This is a genomic window from Nocardia sp. CWNU-33, assembly GCF_046764895.1.
Lineage (GTDB): Bacteria > Actinomycetota > Actinomycetes > Mycobacteriales > Mycobacteriaceae > Nocardia.
Map to the genome: position 1 here is coordinate 172,301 of NZ_JBKOQN010000004.1, position 14,850 is coordinate 187,150.

Annotated in this window: 14 protein-coding genes and 2 pseudogenes; 6 read left to right on the forward strand and 10 right to left on the reverse strand. The window is 65.6% G+C overall.

Translation table 11 applies throughout. The features are described from left to right. Positions 1-444: 444 nt before the first annotated feature. Together ACLMAL_RS06675 and ACLMAL_RS06680 are read left to right on the forward strand one after the other, a co-directional pair. Positions 445-1,911 (forward strand): phosphoribosyltransferase family protein, encoded by a 1,467-nt coding sequence (locus ACLMAL_RS06675; RefSeq protein ID WP_411998271.1) that lies wholly within the window; start codon positions 445-447, stop codon positions 1,909-1,911. Continuing rightward, complete coding sequence (locus ACLMAL_RS06680) at positions 1,908-2,780, forward strand: universal stress protein (RefSeq protein ID WP_411998272.1); 873 nt, start codon at positions 1,908-1,910, stop codon at positions 2,778-2,780. Before ACLMAL_RS06675 ends, ACLMAL_RS06680 begins: the two co-directional genes overlap by 4 nt. 124 nt (positions 2,781-2,904) lie before the next feature. Here the strand turns inward: ACLMAL_RS06680 and ACLMAL_RS06685 are convergent. From ACLMAL_RS06685 to ACLMAL_RS06710, 6 genes and pseudogenes are all read right to left on the reverse strand, one after another. Beyond that, positions 2,905-3,008 (reverse strand): annotated as a pseudogene (locus ACLMAL_RS06685) (hypothetical protein); the annotation flags it as partial. Positions 3,009-3,352: 344 nt separating this feature from the next. Beyond that, positions 3,353-3,745 carry a spore germination protein GerW family protein gene (locus ACLMAL_RS06690; RefSeq protein ID WP_411998273.1) on the reverse strand — a complete coding sequence of 131 codons (393 nt, stop codon included), beginning with the start codon at positions 3,743-3,745 and terminating at the stop codon, positions 3,353-3,355. Between the two features lie 149 nt (positions 3,746-3,894). After that, positions 3,895-4,509 (reverse strand): TetR/AcrR family transcriptional regulator, encoded by a 615-nt coding sequence (locus ACLMAL_RS06695; protein WP_411998274.1) that lies wholly within the window; start codon positions 4,507-4,509, stop codon positions 3,895-3,897. Positions 4,510-4,614: 105 nt separating this feature from the next. Beyond that, on the reverse strand, positions 4,615-5,091 hold the full coding sequence (locus ACLMAL_RS06700) for a LodA/GoxA family CTQ-dependent oxidase (protein WP_411998275.1): 477 nt from the start codon (positions 5,089-5,091) through the stop codon (positions 4,615-4,617). After that, the gene (locus ACLMAL_RS06705; protein ID WP_411998276.1) at positions 4,988-6,088 is read right to left on the reverse strand and encodes a tryptophan 7-halogenase; all 1,101 of its coding nucleotides are present in this window, start codon (positions 6,086-6,088) and stop codon (positions 4,988-4,990) included. The genes ACLMAL_RS06700 and ACLMAL_RS06705 overlap by 104 nt, the downstream gene beginning before the upstream one ends. 113 nt (positions 6,089-6,201) lie before the next feature. Beyond that, the gene (locus tag ACLMAL_RS06710; protein WP_411998277.1) at positions 6,202-6,360 is read right to left on the reverse strand and encodes a hypothetical protein; all 159 of its coding nucleotides are present in this window, start codon (positions 6,358-6,360) and stop codon (positions 6,202-6,204) included. A 133-nt stretch (positions 6,361-6,493) separates the two neighbouring features. Between ACLMAL_RS06710 and ACLMAL_RS06715 the strand changes: the two genes are divergently transcribed. Further along, a complete protein-coding gene (locus ACLMAL_RS06715; RefSeq protein ID WP_411998278.1) occupies positions 6,494-7,222 on the forward strand; it encodes a TetR/AcrR family transcriptional regulator C-terminal domain-containing protein in 729 nt (242 codons plus the stop codon). Between the two features lie 22 nt (positions 7,223-7,244). Here ACLMAL_RS06715 and ACLMAL_RS06720 read toward each other — a convergent pair whose 3' ends face one another. The 4 genes from ACLMAL_RS06720 to ACLMAL_RS06735 all read right to left on the reverse strand — a co-directional run bounded on the left by ACLMAL_RS06720 (position 7,245) and on the right by ACLMAL_RS06735 (position 12,085). Beyond that, positions 7,245-8,489, reverse strand: coding sequence for a fatty acid desaturase family protein (locus ACLMAL_RS06720; RefSeq protein ID WP_411998279.1), 1,245 nt, complete (start codon positions 8,487-8,489; stop codon positions 7,245-7,247). A 205-nt stretch (positions 8,490-8,694) separates the two neighbouring features. Continuing rightward, positions 8,695-10,005, reverse strand: a complete 1,311-nt coding sequence (locus tag ACLMAL_RS06725) for a glycoside hydrolase family 130 protein (protein WP_411998280.1) — start codon at positions 10,003-10,005, stop codon at positions 8,695-8,697. Beyond that, positions 10,005-11,018, reverse strand: coding sequence for a glycosyltransferase (locus ACLMAL_RS06730; protein WP_411998281.1), 1,014 nt, complete (start codon positions 11,016-11,018; stop codon positions 10,005-10,007). The genes ACLMAL_RS06725 and ACLMAL_RS06730 overlap by 1 nt, the downstream gene beginning before the upstream one ends. Then, on the reverse strand, positions 11,015-12,085 hold the full coding sequence (locus tag ACLMAL_RS06735; RefSeq protein ID WP_411998282.1) for a glycosyltransferase: 1,071 nt from the start codon (positions 12,083-12,085) through the stop codon (positions 11,015-11,017). Before ACLMAL_RS06735 ends, ACLMAL_RS06730 begins: the two co-directional genes overlap by 4 nt. A 447-nt stretch (positions 12,086-12,532) precedes the next feature. Here ACLMAL_RS06735 and ACLMAL_RS06740 point away from each other — a divergent pair, with 447 nt between their 5' ends. The 3 genes and pseudogenes from ACLMAL_RS06740 to ACLMAL_RS06750 all read left to right on the forward strand — a co-directional run bounded on the left by ACLMAL_RS06740 (position 12,533) and on the right by ACLMAL_RS06750 (position 14,838). Next, on the forward strand, positions 12,533-13,546 hold the full coding sequence (locus ACLMAL_RS06740) for a glycosyltransferase family 4 protein (protein ID WP_411998283.1): 1,014 nt from the start codon (positions 12,533-12,535) through the stop codon (positions 13,544-13,546). 142 nt (positions 13,547-13,688) lie between these two features. Next, positions 13,689-14,032: pseudogene (locus ACLMAL_RS06745) on the forward strand (DoxX family protein). 140 nt (positions 14,033-14,172) lie between these two features. Continuing rightward, positions 14,173-14,838 (forward strand): trypsin-like serine protease, encoded by a 666-nt coding sequence (locus ACLMAL_RS06750; RefSeq protein ID WP_411998284.1) that lies wholly within the window; start codon positions 14,173-14,175, stop codon positions 14,836-14,838. The last annotated feature ends 12 nt before the right edge of the window (positions 14,839-14,850 follow it).

A 14,850-nucleotide genomic window follows, 5' to 3' on the forward strand; every position in this document is an offset into this window, starting at 1 on the left:
GGTCGGCGCGGCCGGGTCGGGGAGAACTGTCGACTCCCGCGTGTCCGGCAAATTTGTGGCTATGCCCAGTCGGTGCGTGACGCGCCCCGCTACCTGAATGCGCCGCCGGTATCCGCTGTGCTTGCCAGTTCGCCAAGCGCTGACGTCGGCCCGCCGAGTGCGGCGCTCCGGGGCCCACAACGCCGAGTGTCAGTACACCGCAAGGAGATTCGGACTGTTTGGATCGGGCCGGCGCTCTCGTCGGGGTCGGCCGCCAGCCGGTCGGCGGAGCGCCCGGGCGGGACCGCCACAGCGCTGGGATGTCGTCGGAGGGGACTTCGGTCAGAAACTCCCTCGGGACGCACGGCGCATTCGAGGACCAATGTCTCCTTCTGCGGCGACGATCGGATCTGGCGTCTACGTGGGCGTATGTCGAAGCTGAAGAGATCACTGAGGAGGTTCGTCGTGCTGTTCGATGATCGTGCGGATGCCGGACGTCAGCTGTCGCTGCGGCTGAAGTACCTGGATGAGGAGGACGCCGTGGTAGTCGGGTTGCCCCGCGGTGGCGTCCCCGTCGCCTACGAGGTCGCTGTCGGGCTGGGGGCTCCGCTGGATGTGATCGTGGTTCGCAAGCTCGGGGTGCCGCATCAGCCGGAGCTCGCGTTCGGCGCCGTGAGCGAGGACGGCATCGTGGTGATCGACAACGGCATCGTGACGCGTGCCAGACTCACCGTCCACGAGATGGCGGAGGTGGAACGCCATGAACGTCAACAGCTCGTTCGACGTACCGCGCTGTTGCGAAGTACCCATCCGCGCATATCGTTGTGCGGCCGGACGGTGATCGTCGTCGACGACGGAGTCGCGACGGGTGCGACGATTCGTGCGGCCTGTCAGGATGCACAGGCGCGCGGTGCGCGCCGGATCGTCCTTGCCGTTCCCGTGGTGCCCCGAGCTGTCCTGCCTCTGCTGGCAGGTGATGTCGACGAGACGGTGTGTCTGGCGTCGCCGTCGTGGTTCGGGGCGGTCGGACGGTGGTACGGCAGGTTCGATCAGGTCTCCGATGCCGAGGTCGCGGACCTGCTGCGCCGCGCTGCGGGGCATCTGCCGGCACCGCCGACGGCCGCCGCGGACGATCCACCGCTACGGAACGAACCGGTGCGGGTGATCACCAGGGGAGTGGTATTGGATGGGTACCTCACCGTTCCGGAGCACCCGCTCGGGCTGGTGGTATTCGTACACGGCAGTGGCAGCAGCCGGCACAGCCCCCGCAATCGCTATGTGGCCGAGGTGCTGAACCGTGCCGGGCTCGGGACGCTGCTCGTCGATCTTTTGACCCTGGAGGAGGAGACCGATCGCTCCCGAGTCTTCGATATCGGGCTGCTATCGCGGCGGCTGGTGGACATCACGGTTTGGCTGTCGCGGCGCAGCGATGTGGACTTGCGAATCGGATACTTCGGAGCCGGTACCGGCGGGGCGGCTGCCCTGCGGGCGGCAGCAGATCCAGCTGTGCGGATTTCCGCGGTGGTGTCGCAGGGTGGTCGGCCAGATCTCGCCGGACCGCAGCTCGACGACGTTACGGCGCCGACCATGCTCATTGTCGGAGGCGATGATGAGGGCGTACTTGCGCTGAATCGTCGTGCGATGCAAGCGATGACGTGCGAGACGGCGTTGACCGAGGTGCCGGGCGCCACCCACTTGTTCGCCGAGCCCGGGGCGCTGGAGAAGGTCGCCGCGATCGCCCGTACGTGGTTCGTGAACCAGCTTTCTCCGTCCGAGGTAGCCCAGCAGCTCGCTCGTGAGCAGGGTGGATACGGACCTGGCGGAGACAGCCGGGATCGGCTCGATGAATCGTTCGCCCCGCGTCGAGTCAGGCCGCGGCGGCTGCTGCTACAGAATCGGCGGCGCAGCGAATTCAGAGAGGACAAACAATGAACGACCATCCGATCATCGCGGCCGTGGACGGTTCGGCGAGCTCATATCAGGCAGCGGCCTGGGCGGCGGTCGACGCTGCCCTGTGTCACTGCAATCTGCACCTGGTCACGTCGGAAGCGCTACCCACCACGTACGCGCCTGGCGTCATGATGGGCCCGCCGGAAACAGACTTGCTGCGCGCCCAGGGCCAGCAGGTCCTGGCCGAGGCCACCAGCATCGCAAGGCAGGCCGCGGGTGAAGAACTCGATCTCACCACGGAATTGACCTTCGGCGCGATCATCCCGACCCTCATCGAACGGTCGAAGACCGCAGCGATGCTGGTGGTCGGCAGTCGTGGCCTCGGTGCGTTCCGACGCGGTCTGCTCGGTTCGGTCAGCGCCGCGCTCACTCATCACGCCCACTGTCCGGTCACCGTCGTGCACCAGAATTCCGCAACCGACCCGGTGTCACTCGGCAGGCCCGTCCTCGTCGGTGTCGACGGCTCGACCAACAGCGTGCCCGCGATCGAGCTCGCGTTCGAACAGGCATCCCGACGCAAGGTCGGGCTCGTCGCCCTGCACACCTGGAGTGACGTCAGCTCGGTCGACTACCTACCGGTGCCGGGATGGGACGCGGCACGGGAATCGGAAGAGGTCGTGCTCGCGGAGAGCATGGCCGGATGGAGCGACCATTACCCGGACGTCGCGGTGCGGCGAATCGTGACGTGTGACCGGCCCGTTCGTTCGCTGCTGGACGCATCATCGAACGCACAGTTGCTGGTCGTCGGTAGCCACGGCCGCGGTGGATTCACCGGGATGGTGCTGGGCTCCACCAGCAACGCGCTGCTGCATTCGGTCGAGTGCCCGATGATCGTGGTGCGCTGCCCCTGACTCCAGACGTGTTGCGCCGAAGCGCCGGCCGCTTCGGTCCGCGAACCCTCGCCTCCGGCACGGTGTTTCACACCGCCGTTCGAGCTGGCGGGCGCGGGCGGATTCAGATGCTCGGTGAACCACACCGCGCGGCCCAACTCGATCCGAGATTGCACGACCCGTAGTGTGCCGGCGGCACTTCGCCGCACGGGTTGGTGGCTCTTCCAGCCAGCCGAGTCCAGGAAGCGGATAGTGCGGCGAGGAGCGCCGATCCAGCCGGCGACAGGCCGAGGTCATCCACCGATCCAGGCCGCCCGAGCGCAGTCTTCGAGGATCGATCGTGTCAACGGCCATGACGCCGCTCCTACCTCGCCGACGTCGTAGAGTGCGGCCGGCCCACCGCAATGGTCTGCGGCGATCGTTCTTCGCGAAGCACGGGCCTCGTCCACGTCACAAGCATCGAGACGACATCTCCTCCTACACATCACAATCGACGCGCAGCGGCCCCTGCCCGACGTTGTCGACGGCCTGGTCGGTGTAGCACGCGGTATCCATATCAGTAAGTGTGTTCGGCTCCGATCGCGGGCACACGATCACCGAGTCCCTCGTGCGAAGGGCTTTCGTTGTCGCCGTGAGCCCGGGATGTGGGCTGCCCGCGCTCGCAGTGAAGCGATGCGCAATCCGACGATGGCGGCGACGATGGTGACGACACCGGCGATCGTGACCAGCCGATTGACGTCGATCGCCGGCTGCCAGCGCACCTGGCCGTCCTTCAGCACGTACGCGCCGACTGGCTTGGCGCCCACACCGAAGCCGCCGCCGGATCCTTCTTTCCCTTGTACGTCGGTGCCTGCGCCTGCGCCTGCGCCTCCAGAGATCGCGGCGGCCGTGATCACGGTGGTTCCGTCACGTTCGACCGGCTCGGCGAATACCCGCTCGACCGTCATCGAGTCCTTTGTCCTGGCAAGGACGTCTTCAACCTTCATGTGTGTCTCCCGTGTCGACTCGGCTCGACCGGACCGCATGTCCAGCCCTTCGCCAGTGTCGGAGGCTTCGAGCACGCTTTGGAGGGCCGGTGGTCCTTCGTCGAGATGACGAAAGCAACCGCAGCCACGTCAAGACGGGATCCGGAATTTCAGCCGGAGATGATCGGCACCAGATGCTTGCGAGCGAATTCGGTGAGCTCCTCGGTGGATTGGAGCGGGATGGATCCGTCCGGCTGCAGGACGAGTGAATGGACGAAACGGCAGACGATCTCCGCGCGGGTCCGCAAATCGGCAGAGTCCGGCAGCAGATTGCTTTCGACGGCCTGCTGCAGCGCGGCGGACGTCGCCGCGACCGACATGGCGAAGGTGGCGGCGCCCCCGGTGGTGAGTTGCGGAAGGACTCGCTCGGGTTCGAGGGTCAGCATCCGTTGCACGAGGGGATGGGTGCGCCATCGGGTGACGACCGTGACGAAAATGTCGGCGACGAGTCCGTCGAGAGTGTCGTGGCGTGCGGGCATCTCGGCGAGTTCGGCGAGCACGCGCCCCACCTCGCGGGTGGTGACCATCTGCACGACGTCGTCGCGGGAGCCGACGCGACGGTAAACCGTGACCCGATCGACGCCGGCGCGGCGGGCGATGTCCTCGATCGTCGTCTTTTTGATCCCGACCTGTTCGAACTGAACCAGTGCGGCGTCGAGGATGCGCGATTCGATGGCTTCGGCCGATTCGCGCGTATTCGACGAGGTCGTGGGCGTGGCGGTCACGCTTCGACGCTAGCAGTGATCGCGCCTTCTGAAACATTCTTGACCTAATTGTTGCTGCAACAGTGTAATGTTATTTGTTGCACTGGACGGTCGGATCATGCGCACCTATGCGGCACCCAGTCCGCGTCGAAGTCGCCGGGGCCCACCGGCGCATTGCCGCATATTGGTGGGGCAGCAAAGCCGGGAACGTTGCCGGTTGTCCGGTGCGTGCGTCGCCCGCGTCGCGGGACCGCGGCGGCATGAAGCCTCGGCTGCAGTCAGCTCCCGCACCACCTTGCCTGCGGTGTTGTACCCGTACAGCCGAAATCGAGCAGCCTGCCGTTTCATCCCACCTTGTGCGTCCTTGAATTGCCCCTCGGGGTTTGCCGGAATCCCCGGCGCTTCCGGTCCGGGGAAGAACTCGTCCGGGCTGTTGCCGACGCGCGCCACTCCGATGCCGGGGTGGATCCGCGCGAACGCGATGTGCGACGGGTCGGTGTCACTGCCGGCTGGTGGCGGGGATGCCGCGGCGAGTCCAGAAGGCCGAGGCGGGCCACCGCTGCTCGGTCCGGTATCGGTCGCTGCGCTGTCGGAGGTGCTCATCGAATAACTCCATCTCGCGGTGTGGGTAGTCGGTGATGGACGAAAAGTCTTGGGTGAGTAGGGCATCGGCGGCATGCGCCCCCGCGGCCGCGCTGCTGGCCGCGTGCAGGATTCCGCTGCTGCTGAGTGGGTCGTAGGTGGCCGCGGCGTCACCGACGGCGAGCCAATTCGGCCCGGCAACAGGGTCCAGCCTGGACGGGCCTGCCGCGGCGACGGCAAGGGCGGGGTCGGCTGCTGCTCGGGCGCGAGCACTGGTGTTCGGAGCTTGCTGCAGCAACGCGACCCACTGCTTGCCCAGTCTGTTCGCTGCGAGATCGACGACCTCGGTGTCGGTGACCAACATGACCGATAGTCCATCGGTCGCCGGTGCCGAATACCACCAGCCGATATCGGTGGCTTCCACCAAAGTATCGGTCGCCCCGGCATTTCCGGTGGGTTCGCATGTGGTGGCGAAGCTCGTCGTTTGATCGATGTTGAGGCGGGTGGCGCCGAGTCCGCGTGCCACTCGCGCCGAACGGCCGGTCGCATCGATCACCACGGCGGCATCGACGTGCATCGCGCGGTCGGATGTTTCGACATACAGCGCAACGTGTTCGGTGTGGTTCTCAGCACGCGTGACGTGGCCGTCGATCAGGCGAATCCGGTGTTGGGCCGCTGTGGCGCGCAGCTCGGCCTCGAAAGCAGGCAGGCAGACATGCCAAGCACATCCGTACGGGTGGCAGATGTAATGCCGTTCGCGCGGCTGCGCGCTACCCCAGCACGATTGATTGCTCCAACACTCGCGAGGTCCGGACCGGAGAAATTCCGGCCAGAGTTCGAGTTCTTCCAGCAGCGGCCGGAACTCTGGGGGCACTGTCTCGCCCCGATTTCGGCGTCGCGGCCGTGCGTGGATCAGTGCAACGCTCCTGCCTGCGCGGGCAGCGATCAACGCCGCCACCGATCCAGCGACTCCCGCGCCCGCGATGGCGACATCCACCGAGAGCTGGGGGACGGCCATTGCCTCACGGTAGGACCGGCGCACCTCGACTACACGGGTAGTCGAGTACTCGTCCTACCCGAGTAAATCCGCAGCATGCTCGAGTATCGGTCCGTGCTCGGTATCGGTGCTGCTCAGTGCTCGTCGGTTCGGTCGAGTTTGCGGGCTGCTCGTTCGGCCTTGGCTGCCGCGCGGGTGGGGCGGCCCTCGTTATGCATCGATGGAGGTTCGCTGGGGCGGAGAAATCGCTGGATGGCACGGAACGCGGTGCGGGCTTTGTCGGCGAGCGTCATTGCGGTGGACTTCCTATGGGCGGTAACCAGCTGGGTCGCCGAATACCTCCAGTGAACTCTGATGAACAACAGGTGTCAACGCTGTAGGTATACACTCATGACCCACGCTGGTTCCATAGAGGGAGTGCTTGTGATGGCCGAATCATCGACCGGCGGCAAGGGTGCTGCCGCAGGGGGGCGTGACAACGGCCAGATCACGCGGGCGGTGGTACTCGCGGCCGCGCTGGAGATCGTCGATCGGGATGGGGTCGAGGGGTTGTCGATGCGCCGCTTGGCCGACGCGGTGGGCCGGGATCCGATGGTGATCTATCGGCACGTGCCGAACAAGGCCGCGGTGCTCGATGGTGTCGCCGAGTCGGTGTTCGCCCAACTGGCGGTCGATGCCACCGGTAGCGACTGGGCCAACCAGCTACGGGTGGTCGCGCGCGACTTCCGGCTACTGGCGCTCGCGCATCCACGCGCGGTTCCACTGCTGGTGACGCGGCCGTTGGCGACGCCGCTGGGGATGCGCCCCCGAGCCGTGGTACGGCCTTTGGAAGACATCATCGGCCTGCTGACCCGCGCGGGATTCTCGGGAGCCGACGCACTGCATATCTACCGTGCGCTCTTCGGATTCCTCTACGGCCACATCCTCAACGAACTCCAGGAGCTCGTGGAACGTCCGGAGGAAACCGACGAAGTACTGCGCCTCGGGCTGCACCGGCTGCCGATCGGTGAGTTTCCGCTGCTGCGCGAGCTGGCCCCCGTCCTGGCCTCCTACGACGGCGCTGCGGAACTCGAGCGCGGGCTCGACATCCTGCTCGCCGGCCTCACCGCGACACTGCCTGATCCCGGCAAGGCCGCTCGCACGCCGCGCGGGTGATGCGGGAGGCGCGGTTCGTCTCTCAAAGGTGCAGTGCGGCAATTGATTCGAAGCGTCGGCGGAGGGCGCGGTTGTTCAGTGCGGTGCGTAGACCGCGTCGAGTCGTCGACGAGCCGGTGTCGGACGTCGTGGCGGCGACATCCTTGTCGAATCGTCGTTCGGACGCGGTTTCGGGTGCGTCATCGCTGGTGGCGGTGAGGAAGCGGTCCGGGAGGGCGAGTTTGTGGATGGTGCGCAGCGTCAGCAGGTACTGGTGGGTCAACGAACCGGTGGTGTAGGGCAGATCGTATTTGTCACACAGGGCGCGCACCCGCTCGGCGATCTCGGCATAGCGATTGCTCGGCAGGTCCGGAAACAGGTGATGTTCGATCTGGTAACACAGGTTTCCACTCATGAATGCCAGCAGCGGGCCCGCATCGAAGTTCGCGGTGCCGAGCATCTGCCGCAGGTACCACTCCGGTTTGGTCTCGTGCTCCATGACTTCGGGAGTGAATTTCTCGGCACCGTCGGGGAAATGTCCACAGAAGATCACCAGATACGCCCAGATATTGCGCAGCACATTGGCGGAGGCATTCGCGGCTATGGTTCGCCGCCACCGCCGCCCGCTGAGCGCCGGGAAGAGCAGATAATCCTTTCCTGCCTGCCTGACGAGCTTGCCGATCATCGCCCTGGTCTGCGCGGTCCTCTGCTCCTGGGTGGGCATGCGATCGCGCTCGGCATACATGCCGTGCAGGGCGATACCCCACTCGAAGGTGGCGGCCAGGAACAGATTCTGCAATGGCTGCAGCAGAAAACGGGGCTGCCAGGTTTGGTCGCGCGTCACCCGTATGACACCGAAGCCGATGTCGTCGTCCATGTCGAGCACATTCGTGAACACATGGTGGCGATAGTTGTGCGAATAGCGCCACTGCGCCGAAACGCCGGCCATATCCCATTCCCAAGTGCTGGAATGTATTTCGGGATCGTTCATCCAATCCCATTGGCCGTGGCACACATTGTGGCCGATTTCCATATTCTCGATGCTCTTGGCCACCGCCAAGCCCGCGGTGCCGAGCAGCCAGCCGGCCTTTGTCCTGCTGCCGCCGATCACCAGCCGCGACGCGGCATCCAGTACCCGCTGGAAGACAATCGTGCGACGGATGTACGCCGCGTCCCGCTCGCCACGCTGCTCGGTGATGTCCCGGCGGATCGCATCGAGTTCTTGCCCGAGCGCCTCGACGTCGGCCACGCTCAAGTGCGCATATTCCTTGATTTCGGTGATTGCCATACCAGGTCCTCGTTGTTTGGTGAGATCGAAACTCTGGTGCGCAGTCACCATAGTGATGAAAGAGCCCATCCAGGTGGAACCCCACGTTGGCCGAGATCTGATCTGCCAGAACTCCAGTACACGCCCGTATAGGTCAAGTGTCAACGGTGTAGGTCAACGAGTGACAACTACAGTGTGAATAAACGACGAAGCGGTCCGCGAGCCCTCAGTCGGGGCCGGCTTCCAGGAGCTGCCGCAGCAGCGCAGGCAGCGATATGAACGCGAATCCGACCGCCGAGTCGCTGCGCCCGTAGGGCAGCACGAGGGTGTCCTGGTGGACCAGTGCGCCGCAGGAATACACGACGTTGGGCACATAGCCGTTGCGTTCGGCCTCGTTCGGCGCTAGCAGTGGCCTGCGCAATGCGCCGATGACACGGGTCGGATCGTCGAGGTCTAGCAGAATCGCGCCGATGCCGTAGGTGCGCATCGGTCCGACGCCGTGGGTCAGTACCAGCCAGCCCGCGGGTGTTTCGATCGGCGGACCGCAATTGCCGAGCTGGATCAGCTCCCATGGCCGGGTCGGCAGATAGGCGGTGACCGGGTCACTCCACACGCGGGCGTCGGCCGAGCCGACCACGCTGATGCTTTCCCGATCCCACCGCGACAGCATCAGATATCGGCCGCGGACTTGTCGCGGAAAGAGCGCCATCCCTTTGTCCGCGGCCCCGTCCCCGGCAAGCGTGGTGCTGACGAAGGTGGCGAAATCGCTGGTGCGCAGCAGTCTCGGTGTGACGACTGCGCCGTCGAACGCGGTGTAGGTGGCGTAATACGTCACGGTCGCGTCCGCCGCGACGAACCGGGTGAACCGCGCGTCTTCGATCCCGCGGCTCTCCTCGTCGACTGTCGGGAAGAGCACTCGCTCACACATCGGGAGTTCGGCTGGAAAGGCTACGGTGTAGTCGCCGGACGCCGTCGAGGCGAACTGCCCGGTCTCGATGTAGGGCGTCTGCTCGTCCAGCCGAACCGAATCTCCTTGTCCGAGTGTGCCGGTTCGGAACTCGATGCTCGAAATATGTCCTTCACCGAGCGCGCGCAGGCTCATGACGAAGCGCAGTTCGCCAGGGGCAACACCGGATTGATCGGGATGCGCGACGATCGACGGATTGAACAACGCGGCGGCTTCGACCGCGTACTCCTGGGTGAAGCAGGCGCCGATGAGCTGACGGCGTTCGAGCATCGGCGTCGATGTGCGCGGTACCCGGTGCGCGACCTGCGCATAGTGCGTCGCGAACGTTGCGCCGATATCGCGGTGCCGTTCGCCGAACCGGTCCATCGTGTCGGCCAGGGTGGCCGACACATCCGCATCGGAGAGACCGAGCACTCGCGCGATGATGGCGTCGGCGCGCGAAATGCCTTGCCCGAGAATTTCCTGGCCGGGCAGGAACAGTCTGGCCAAGACCCGGCGTTGGTCGGGATACAGCACCCGGTCGCCCCGCCGCGCGAGCTGGGCCGGACTCGGCGCCGCGGGGTCGGCCATTACCGCGCCCGCTGAAGTCGGCGGGCCTGTTGCTGGGTGGAAATCAGCGCGAGTGTCGACTCGGCGCCTTGATTTTCGTTTCTGCCGGTCGGTTCCAGTCCGTCACAGCAGCCGCCGCTGACCTCGTCGAGCAATGGTGTCCCGACATCGTTCGCGCCGCGGAACCAGCTGTCGCACAGCAGGACCGCATCCTTCCAGCGCTGGTCGCCGGTCTGGTCGTAGGCGCGGGCGCACGCGTCTGCCAGACTCGCGACCTCGATCGGCTGCTGATCGAAGCCGGGCCGCAGCTCGCCGGTGGTCCAGCCGTCGACGGGGGTCACCGACAGGTGATCGCCGGCCGTTTCCACCTCGAGCAGCCAGCGCAGCATTACCAGCCCATCGGCGTGTGTTCGTTCCTCGCCGAGGGCCGCGCCCGCCACCAGAATTGCCTCGGCCAGTACCGCATTGGCGTAGTCGAGCCGGGGTTCGGGCCAGCGCCAGTGCAGTTTTCGAGTCGGTGGCCCGATCAGTGCGCTCGCGCTGGCAAGTAGCTCACGGGCGACCGAGTTGGTCGGATCGGCCTGCAGCACTTCGGCCGCACCGAGCGCGGCGAAGGCCATCGCGCGCGGCCATTGCGAACGCCGTCGCGCACCGACGGTGAAATGCGCGAGCGCGGTCTCCGCCAGGTCCGGTCTTCGGGCGACCACCGAGCCGAGCGCCCACAGGCCGCGGCCCCAATGGTCTTCGAGGCTCGGCTCGTCCTGCCAGGTTCGGTCGGTTCCGCGGCGATTGTGGAAGCGGCCGTCGGTGGCGAGTGCGCTGACAACGAAGTCCAGATACACCTGCGTGAGGGCGAGCAATTGCTGGTCGGGTTCGGGCTCGCGGACGGCGACAACGAGGGCGCGCGCGACGTCATCGACGCAATAGCCGTTCTCGGTGCGCGGTTCGCTGAACTTCGCATGCTCGAAGATCCCGCAGTCATCGCTGAGCCGGAACATGTGTGCGTAGGAGATGGTGATGGTGTTGTTGTTCATGCGGTGGCCAGCTTTCGGTCGGCCTGCAGGGTTTCCGTGGCGAGCGCGCGATACTTGCGGCTCACTGAGGACCAGAGCAGTTCGGGTGCAATGCGATCGGCTTCCTCGCCCATGCGATTCGCGAGGCCGGGCTCGGTGAGGACGCGGCGCAGTGCCGTCGCAATGGCAGTGGGCGACTCTCTCTCGACGAGCAGGCCCGCGCCGCTCGACAGCAGCTCCTGTGCATGCGGGAAGGCCGTCGATACCACCGGTTTGCCCGCGGCGACGGCCTCGATCAACACGCCGGAGGTCACCTGCTCGCGCGAATCGTAGGGCAGGAGTACGACATCGGCCTGCCGGATCAGCCGGTACAGCTCGGCGCTCGACAGGTAGCGGGCATCGAAATGCACGGCGTTGCCGACCCCGCGACGACGGGCACGTTCGACGAGTCGCGTGCGATAGGACTCGCCGTGCTGTTCCAGCACCCGGGGGTGCGTCTGTCCGACCACCCGATACTGCACCGCAGGTCGCAGATCGGCGAGCTGGGCCATCGCGTCGATGCCCCATTCGATGCCCTTGCCGGCACCGAGCAGCCCCCAGGTGAGGATTACCGGTGACCGTGAGATCGGCTGGTGCCGGTCCTCGGGCTGTCCGGCGCGGTTGTCGGCGGCTCCGTGCGGGATCAGCCGGATCTTCGTCGGGTCGACCGTGTAGTGATCGATGAGGCGTTGGCCTGCGGTTTTCGTCATCGTGACGACCGCAGCGCAGATGCGAGCGAGCTCTTCGAGGATCACTCGTTGCCGGGACGTCGGGGTGGCCAGCACGGTGTGCAGCACCACGATCGCTGGAACACGAAGGGCGCGAACGGTTTCGAGCACATCGGCACCGTCTCGCCCGCCGAAGATGCCGAACTCGTGCTGGACTATCGCCACGTCGTAGCGGTTGAGCGCCGCGGCCGCGGCGATCGCGCCGCCGCGTGCGCTGCGCACCCACTGATGCGCCACCTCGGGCAGCGGTGCCTGCTCGGGGGTGTCGACAACGGCGACAACGCCGACCTTGCTCACCTCGCGAACCGGTTCGCGGACCAAATCGACTGGTGTATAACTGTTTTCGTGCGACGTCAGCGAAGCGACCAAGGCGTCGGTGAAGGTCGCCAACCCGCACTGGGTGGGCGGATACGTGCTCAGAACTCCATAGGACCGAACTGACACAACGTCAGCCTTCCTGTTTCGAGGCAGCGTCTACGGTGGCGCTGTCTGTAGCCACTCAATTGGCTATCGTGCTGCGCTCGAGCGCTTGAGAATCTGCTCCGGACTGCAACACGGGCGGATCGACCACTAGGCCCCGATCGTAACACCCAGGTCACGGGACATGGGGCGTGGTACGGTCGTGTTATCAAGTCCGCTCCGTCACTCGACGATTCTCGCGGCAAAATCGCCAGTAATCGAGGATCTATGAAAATCGGCGTTATTTCATCAGTCGCACATCGGTCGCCTCCGAAAAACTATGGACCGTGGGAGCAAATCGCCTCGACCTTGGCCGAGGGATTCCTCGCGCGTGGCCACGAGGTGACGCTGTTTGCCACCGCCGACTCGACGACGTCGGCACGGCTGGTCGGTCCCGTTCCTTCGGGATACGAGGAGACGGTCGGCGCGGATGCGAAAGTGCTGGAGGCGCTGCACAATTCGACCGTGTTCGAGCATGCGGGAGAGTTCGACGTGCTCGCCAACCACTTCGACTTCATGCCGCTGACCTACAGCAGGCTGGTGTCGACCCCGATGGTCACCACGATCCACGGCTTTTCCTCGCCGAAAATCGTGCCCGTTTATCGGGCATTCGACGATATCGCGCACTACGTGGCGATCAGTGCCGCCGATCGCCACCCGGATCTCGGCTATGACGCGACCATTCATCACGGCGTCGACCTCGCGGATTTTACGTTCCGGCCGGAGCACGGCGAATATCTGCTCTTTCTCGGCAGAATCCACCCGGAAAAGGGCACCCACCTGGCGATCGAGGTGGCCCGGCTGGCCGGGCTTCCGCTGATCATCGCAGGCGTGATTCAAGACGAGGAATACTTCCGCACCGCGGTCGAGCCGCATCTCGCCGATGCGGCGGTGACCTACGTCGGTCCGGTCGGTCCCGCGCAGCGCGACGAGTTGCTCGGCGGCGCGCGTGCGCTGCTGCACCTCATCGGTTTCGCCGAGCCGTTCGGACTGTCGGTCATCGAATCCTTGGCGACCGGAACACCGGTCATCGCAACGCCATTGGGATCGATGCCGGAGATCGTGCGCGATGGCTCGACGGGATTTCTGGTTACCGATGTCTCGGCTGCGGTCGAGGCGGTAGCCGAGATCGGCACGATCGACCGCCGCGTGTGCCGGGACGATGTGAAGGCACGCTTCGACGCGGACCGGATGATCGACGCCTACCTCACGCTGTTCGAGCGGATTGTGCGATTGCCGAGGCGGTCCGCCGAGTTCGCCGCACCTGTGACGGTGGGGCAGTCCATCGGCTCGCCGGGGCTGTTCTCACACGCAGGTCTGTAGTCACGGCCGCTCTCGCTCGCGCCTTGTCCCACCGATGTCCTATCGAATTCCCGGTGTGGCGGGGTGTGGACCCACGCAGCCGATTATCAAGTGACCTCACAGTGTTGCGGGCCAGCAGGTTCGGCGTGCGCGCGGCCGGCCGATGTCCACTGTGTATGCCGCCACCATCTCGGCCGCAGCCTGGGTCGGTTATTCGGCCGCTGCGATCTTCTTTCGGGTCGGCTGGGCGGTCGAAGCATTGACGGAATCCGGTATGTCCGAGTCCTGGTGGAATTGGCTCGGCGCGGCCAAGGCGATGGGTGCGACCGGGTTGGCGGCCGGGCTTTCGTGCCGTTCATCGGCATCATGGCCGCGATCGGCCTGGTGCTGTATTTCGGCGGCGCCGTCGGCACGGTGCTCAGGGCGCGCTTGTACTCCCACGTCTCGTTCCCGCTGTTGTACATGGCTCCGGTTATCGGCGCGACGGCACTCGGATTCGCCGTCTGAACTCTGTTGGCCTCGGCCGGGGAGCAAAGGGTCGTGGTTGAGCGCGCGCATTGCGGCGGCGGGCGATATCGTGCACGTGTCGGCGGCGCAGGCGGATTACCGGCGCAGTGGCCGGCCCGACACGACCGAGAAGGCGAATTATGCACTACCGCAACACGCTGTCGATGTCGGTGATCGTGGCAGCCCTCGCGGTATGCCTCGGCGTGGGATTCCCCGCGACCGCGCAGGTTCAGGTGACCGCCTACCCGGGCATGACGATCCGGACTGCCGACCGGATCTGCTCGGTCGGGGCTACGGGACATATGGGTAGTGCGCAGTACGCCGTCACGGCCGCGCACTGCTTTCAGCAAGGGGCGCGCGTCTACGACGCAAACGGCGGCCTCGTCGGATGGTTCGAACAGAGCTACGGTGACGACTCGACGGTCGCGAACCTCGGTTTCGCCCTCATCCGGCTCGCGAACAATGTCGGCATCTCGGCCTCGCTCGGCACCTTCGGCATCCAATCCACCTACACCGAACCCTTTGTCGGCGAGGGCGTGTGCCACGTCGGCTGGGCAACCACCTGGACATGCGGAACCATCACCTCGATCGGCGACCACTACTTCATCACCGACTTCAACGCCGACCGGGGCGATTCCGGCGGCATTGTGTACAACCAGACCCCGGAGGGACGTGCGGCGTTCCTCGGAATCCTGATCGGGGGTAGGGAATCCGGCGGCGTCGTGGTCGAAACGGCCAACTACCTGCGGGATACCATCGACGCCCATGCCGTCGGCTACGACAGCTTTCGCTGGTACATCGAATAGCGGCACCGGCGC

Excerpts from the sequence above, each read along its gene's own strand:
- ACLMAL_RS06680 (WP_411998272.1), top strand. The coding sequence starts at position 1,908 with ATGAACGACCATCCGATCATCGCGGCCGTGGACGGTTCGGCGAGCTCA.
- ACLMAL_RS06690 (WP_411998273.1), bottom strand. The coding sequence starts at position 3,745 with ATGAAGGTTGAAGACGTCCTTGCCAGGACAAAGGACTCGATGACGGTC.
- ACLMAL_RS06700 (WP_411998275.1), bottom strand. The coding sequence starts at position 5,091 with ATGAGCACCTCCGACAGCGCAGCGACCGATACCGGACCGAGCAGCGGT.
- ACLMAL_RS06705 (WP_411998276.1), bottom strand. The coding sequence starts at position 6,088 with ATGGCCGTCCCCCAGCTCTCGGTGGATGTCGCCATCGCGGGCGCGGGA.
- ACLMAL_RS06710 (WP_411998277.1), bottom strand. The coding sequence starts at position 6,360 with ATGACGCTCGCCGACAAAGCCCGCACCGCGTTCCGTGCCATCCAGCGA.
- ACLMAL_RS06715 (WP_411998278.1), top strand. The coding sequence starts at position 6,494 with ATGGCCGAATCATCGACCGGCGGCAAGGGTGCTGCCGCAGGGGGGCGT.
- ACLMAL_RS06720 (WP_411998279.1), bottom strand. The coding sequence starts at position 8,489 with ATGGCAATCACCGAAATCAAGGAATATGCGCACTTGAGCGTGGCCGAC.
- ACLMAL_RS06725 (WP_411998280.1), bottom strand. The coding sequence starts at position 10,005 with ATGGCCGACCCCGCGGCGCCGAGTCCGGCCCAGCTCGCGCGGCGGGGC.
- ACLMAL_RS06730 (WP_411998281.1), bottom strand. The coding sequence starts at position 11,018 with ATGAACAACAACACCATCACCATCTCCTACGCACACATGTTCCGGCTC.
- ACLMAL_RS06750 (WP_411998284.1), top strand. The coding sequence starts at position 14,173 with ATGCACTACCGCAACACGCTGTCGATGTCGGTGATCGTGGCAGCCCTC.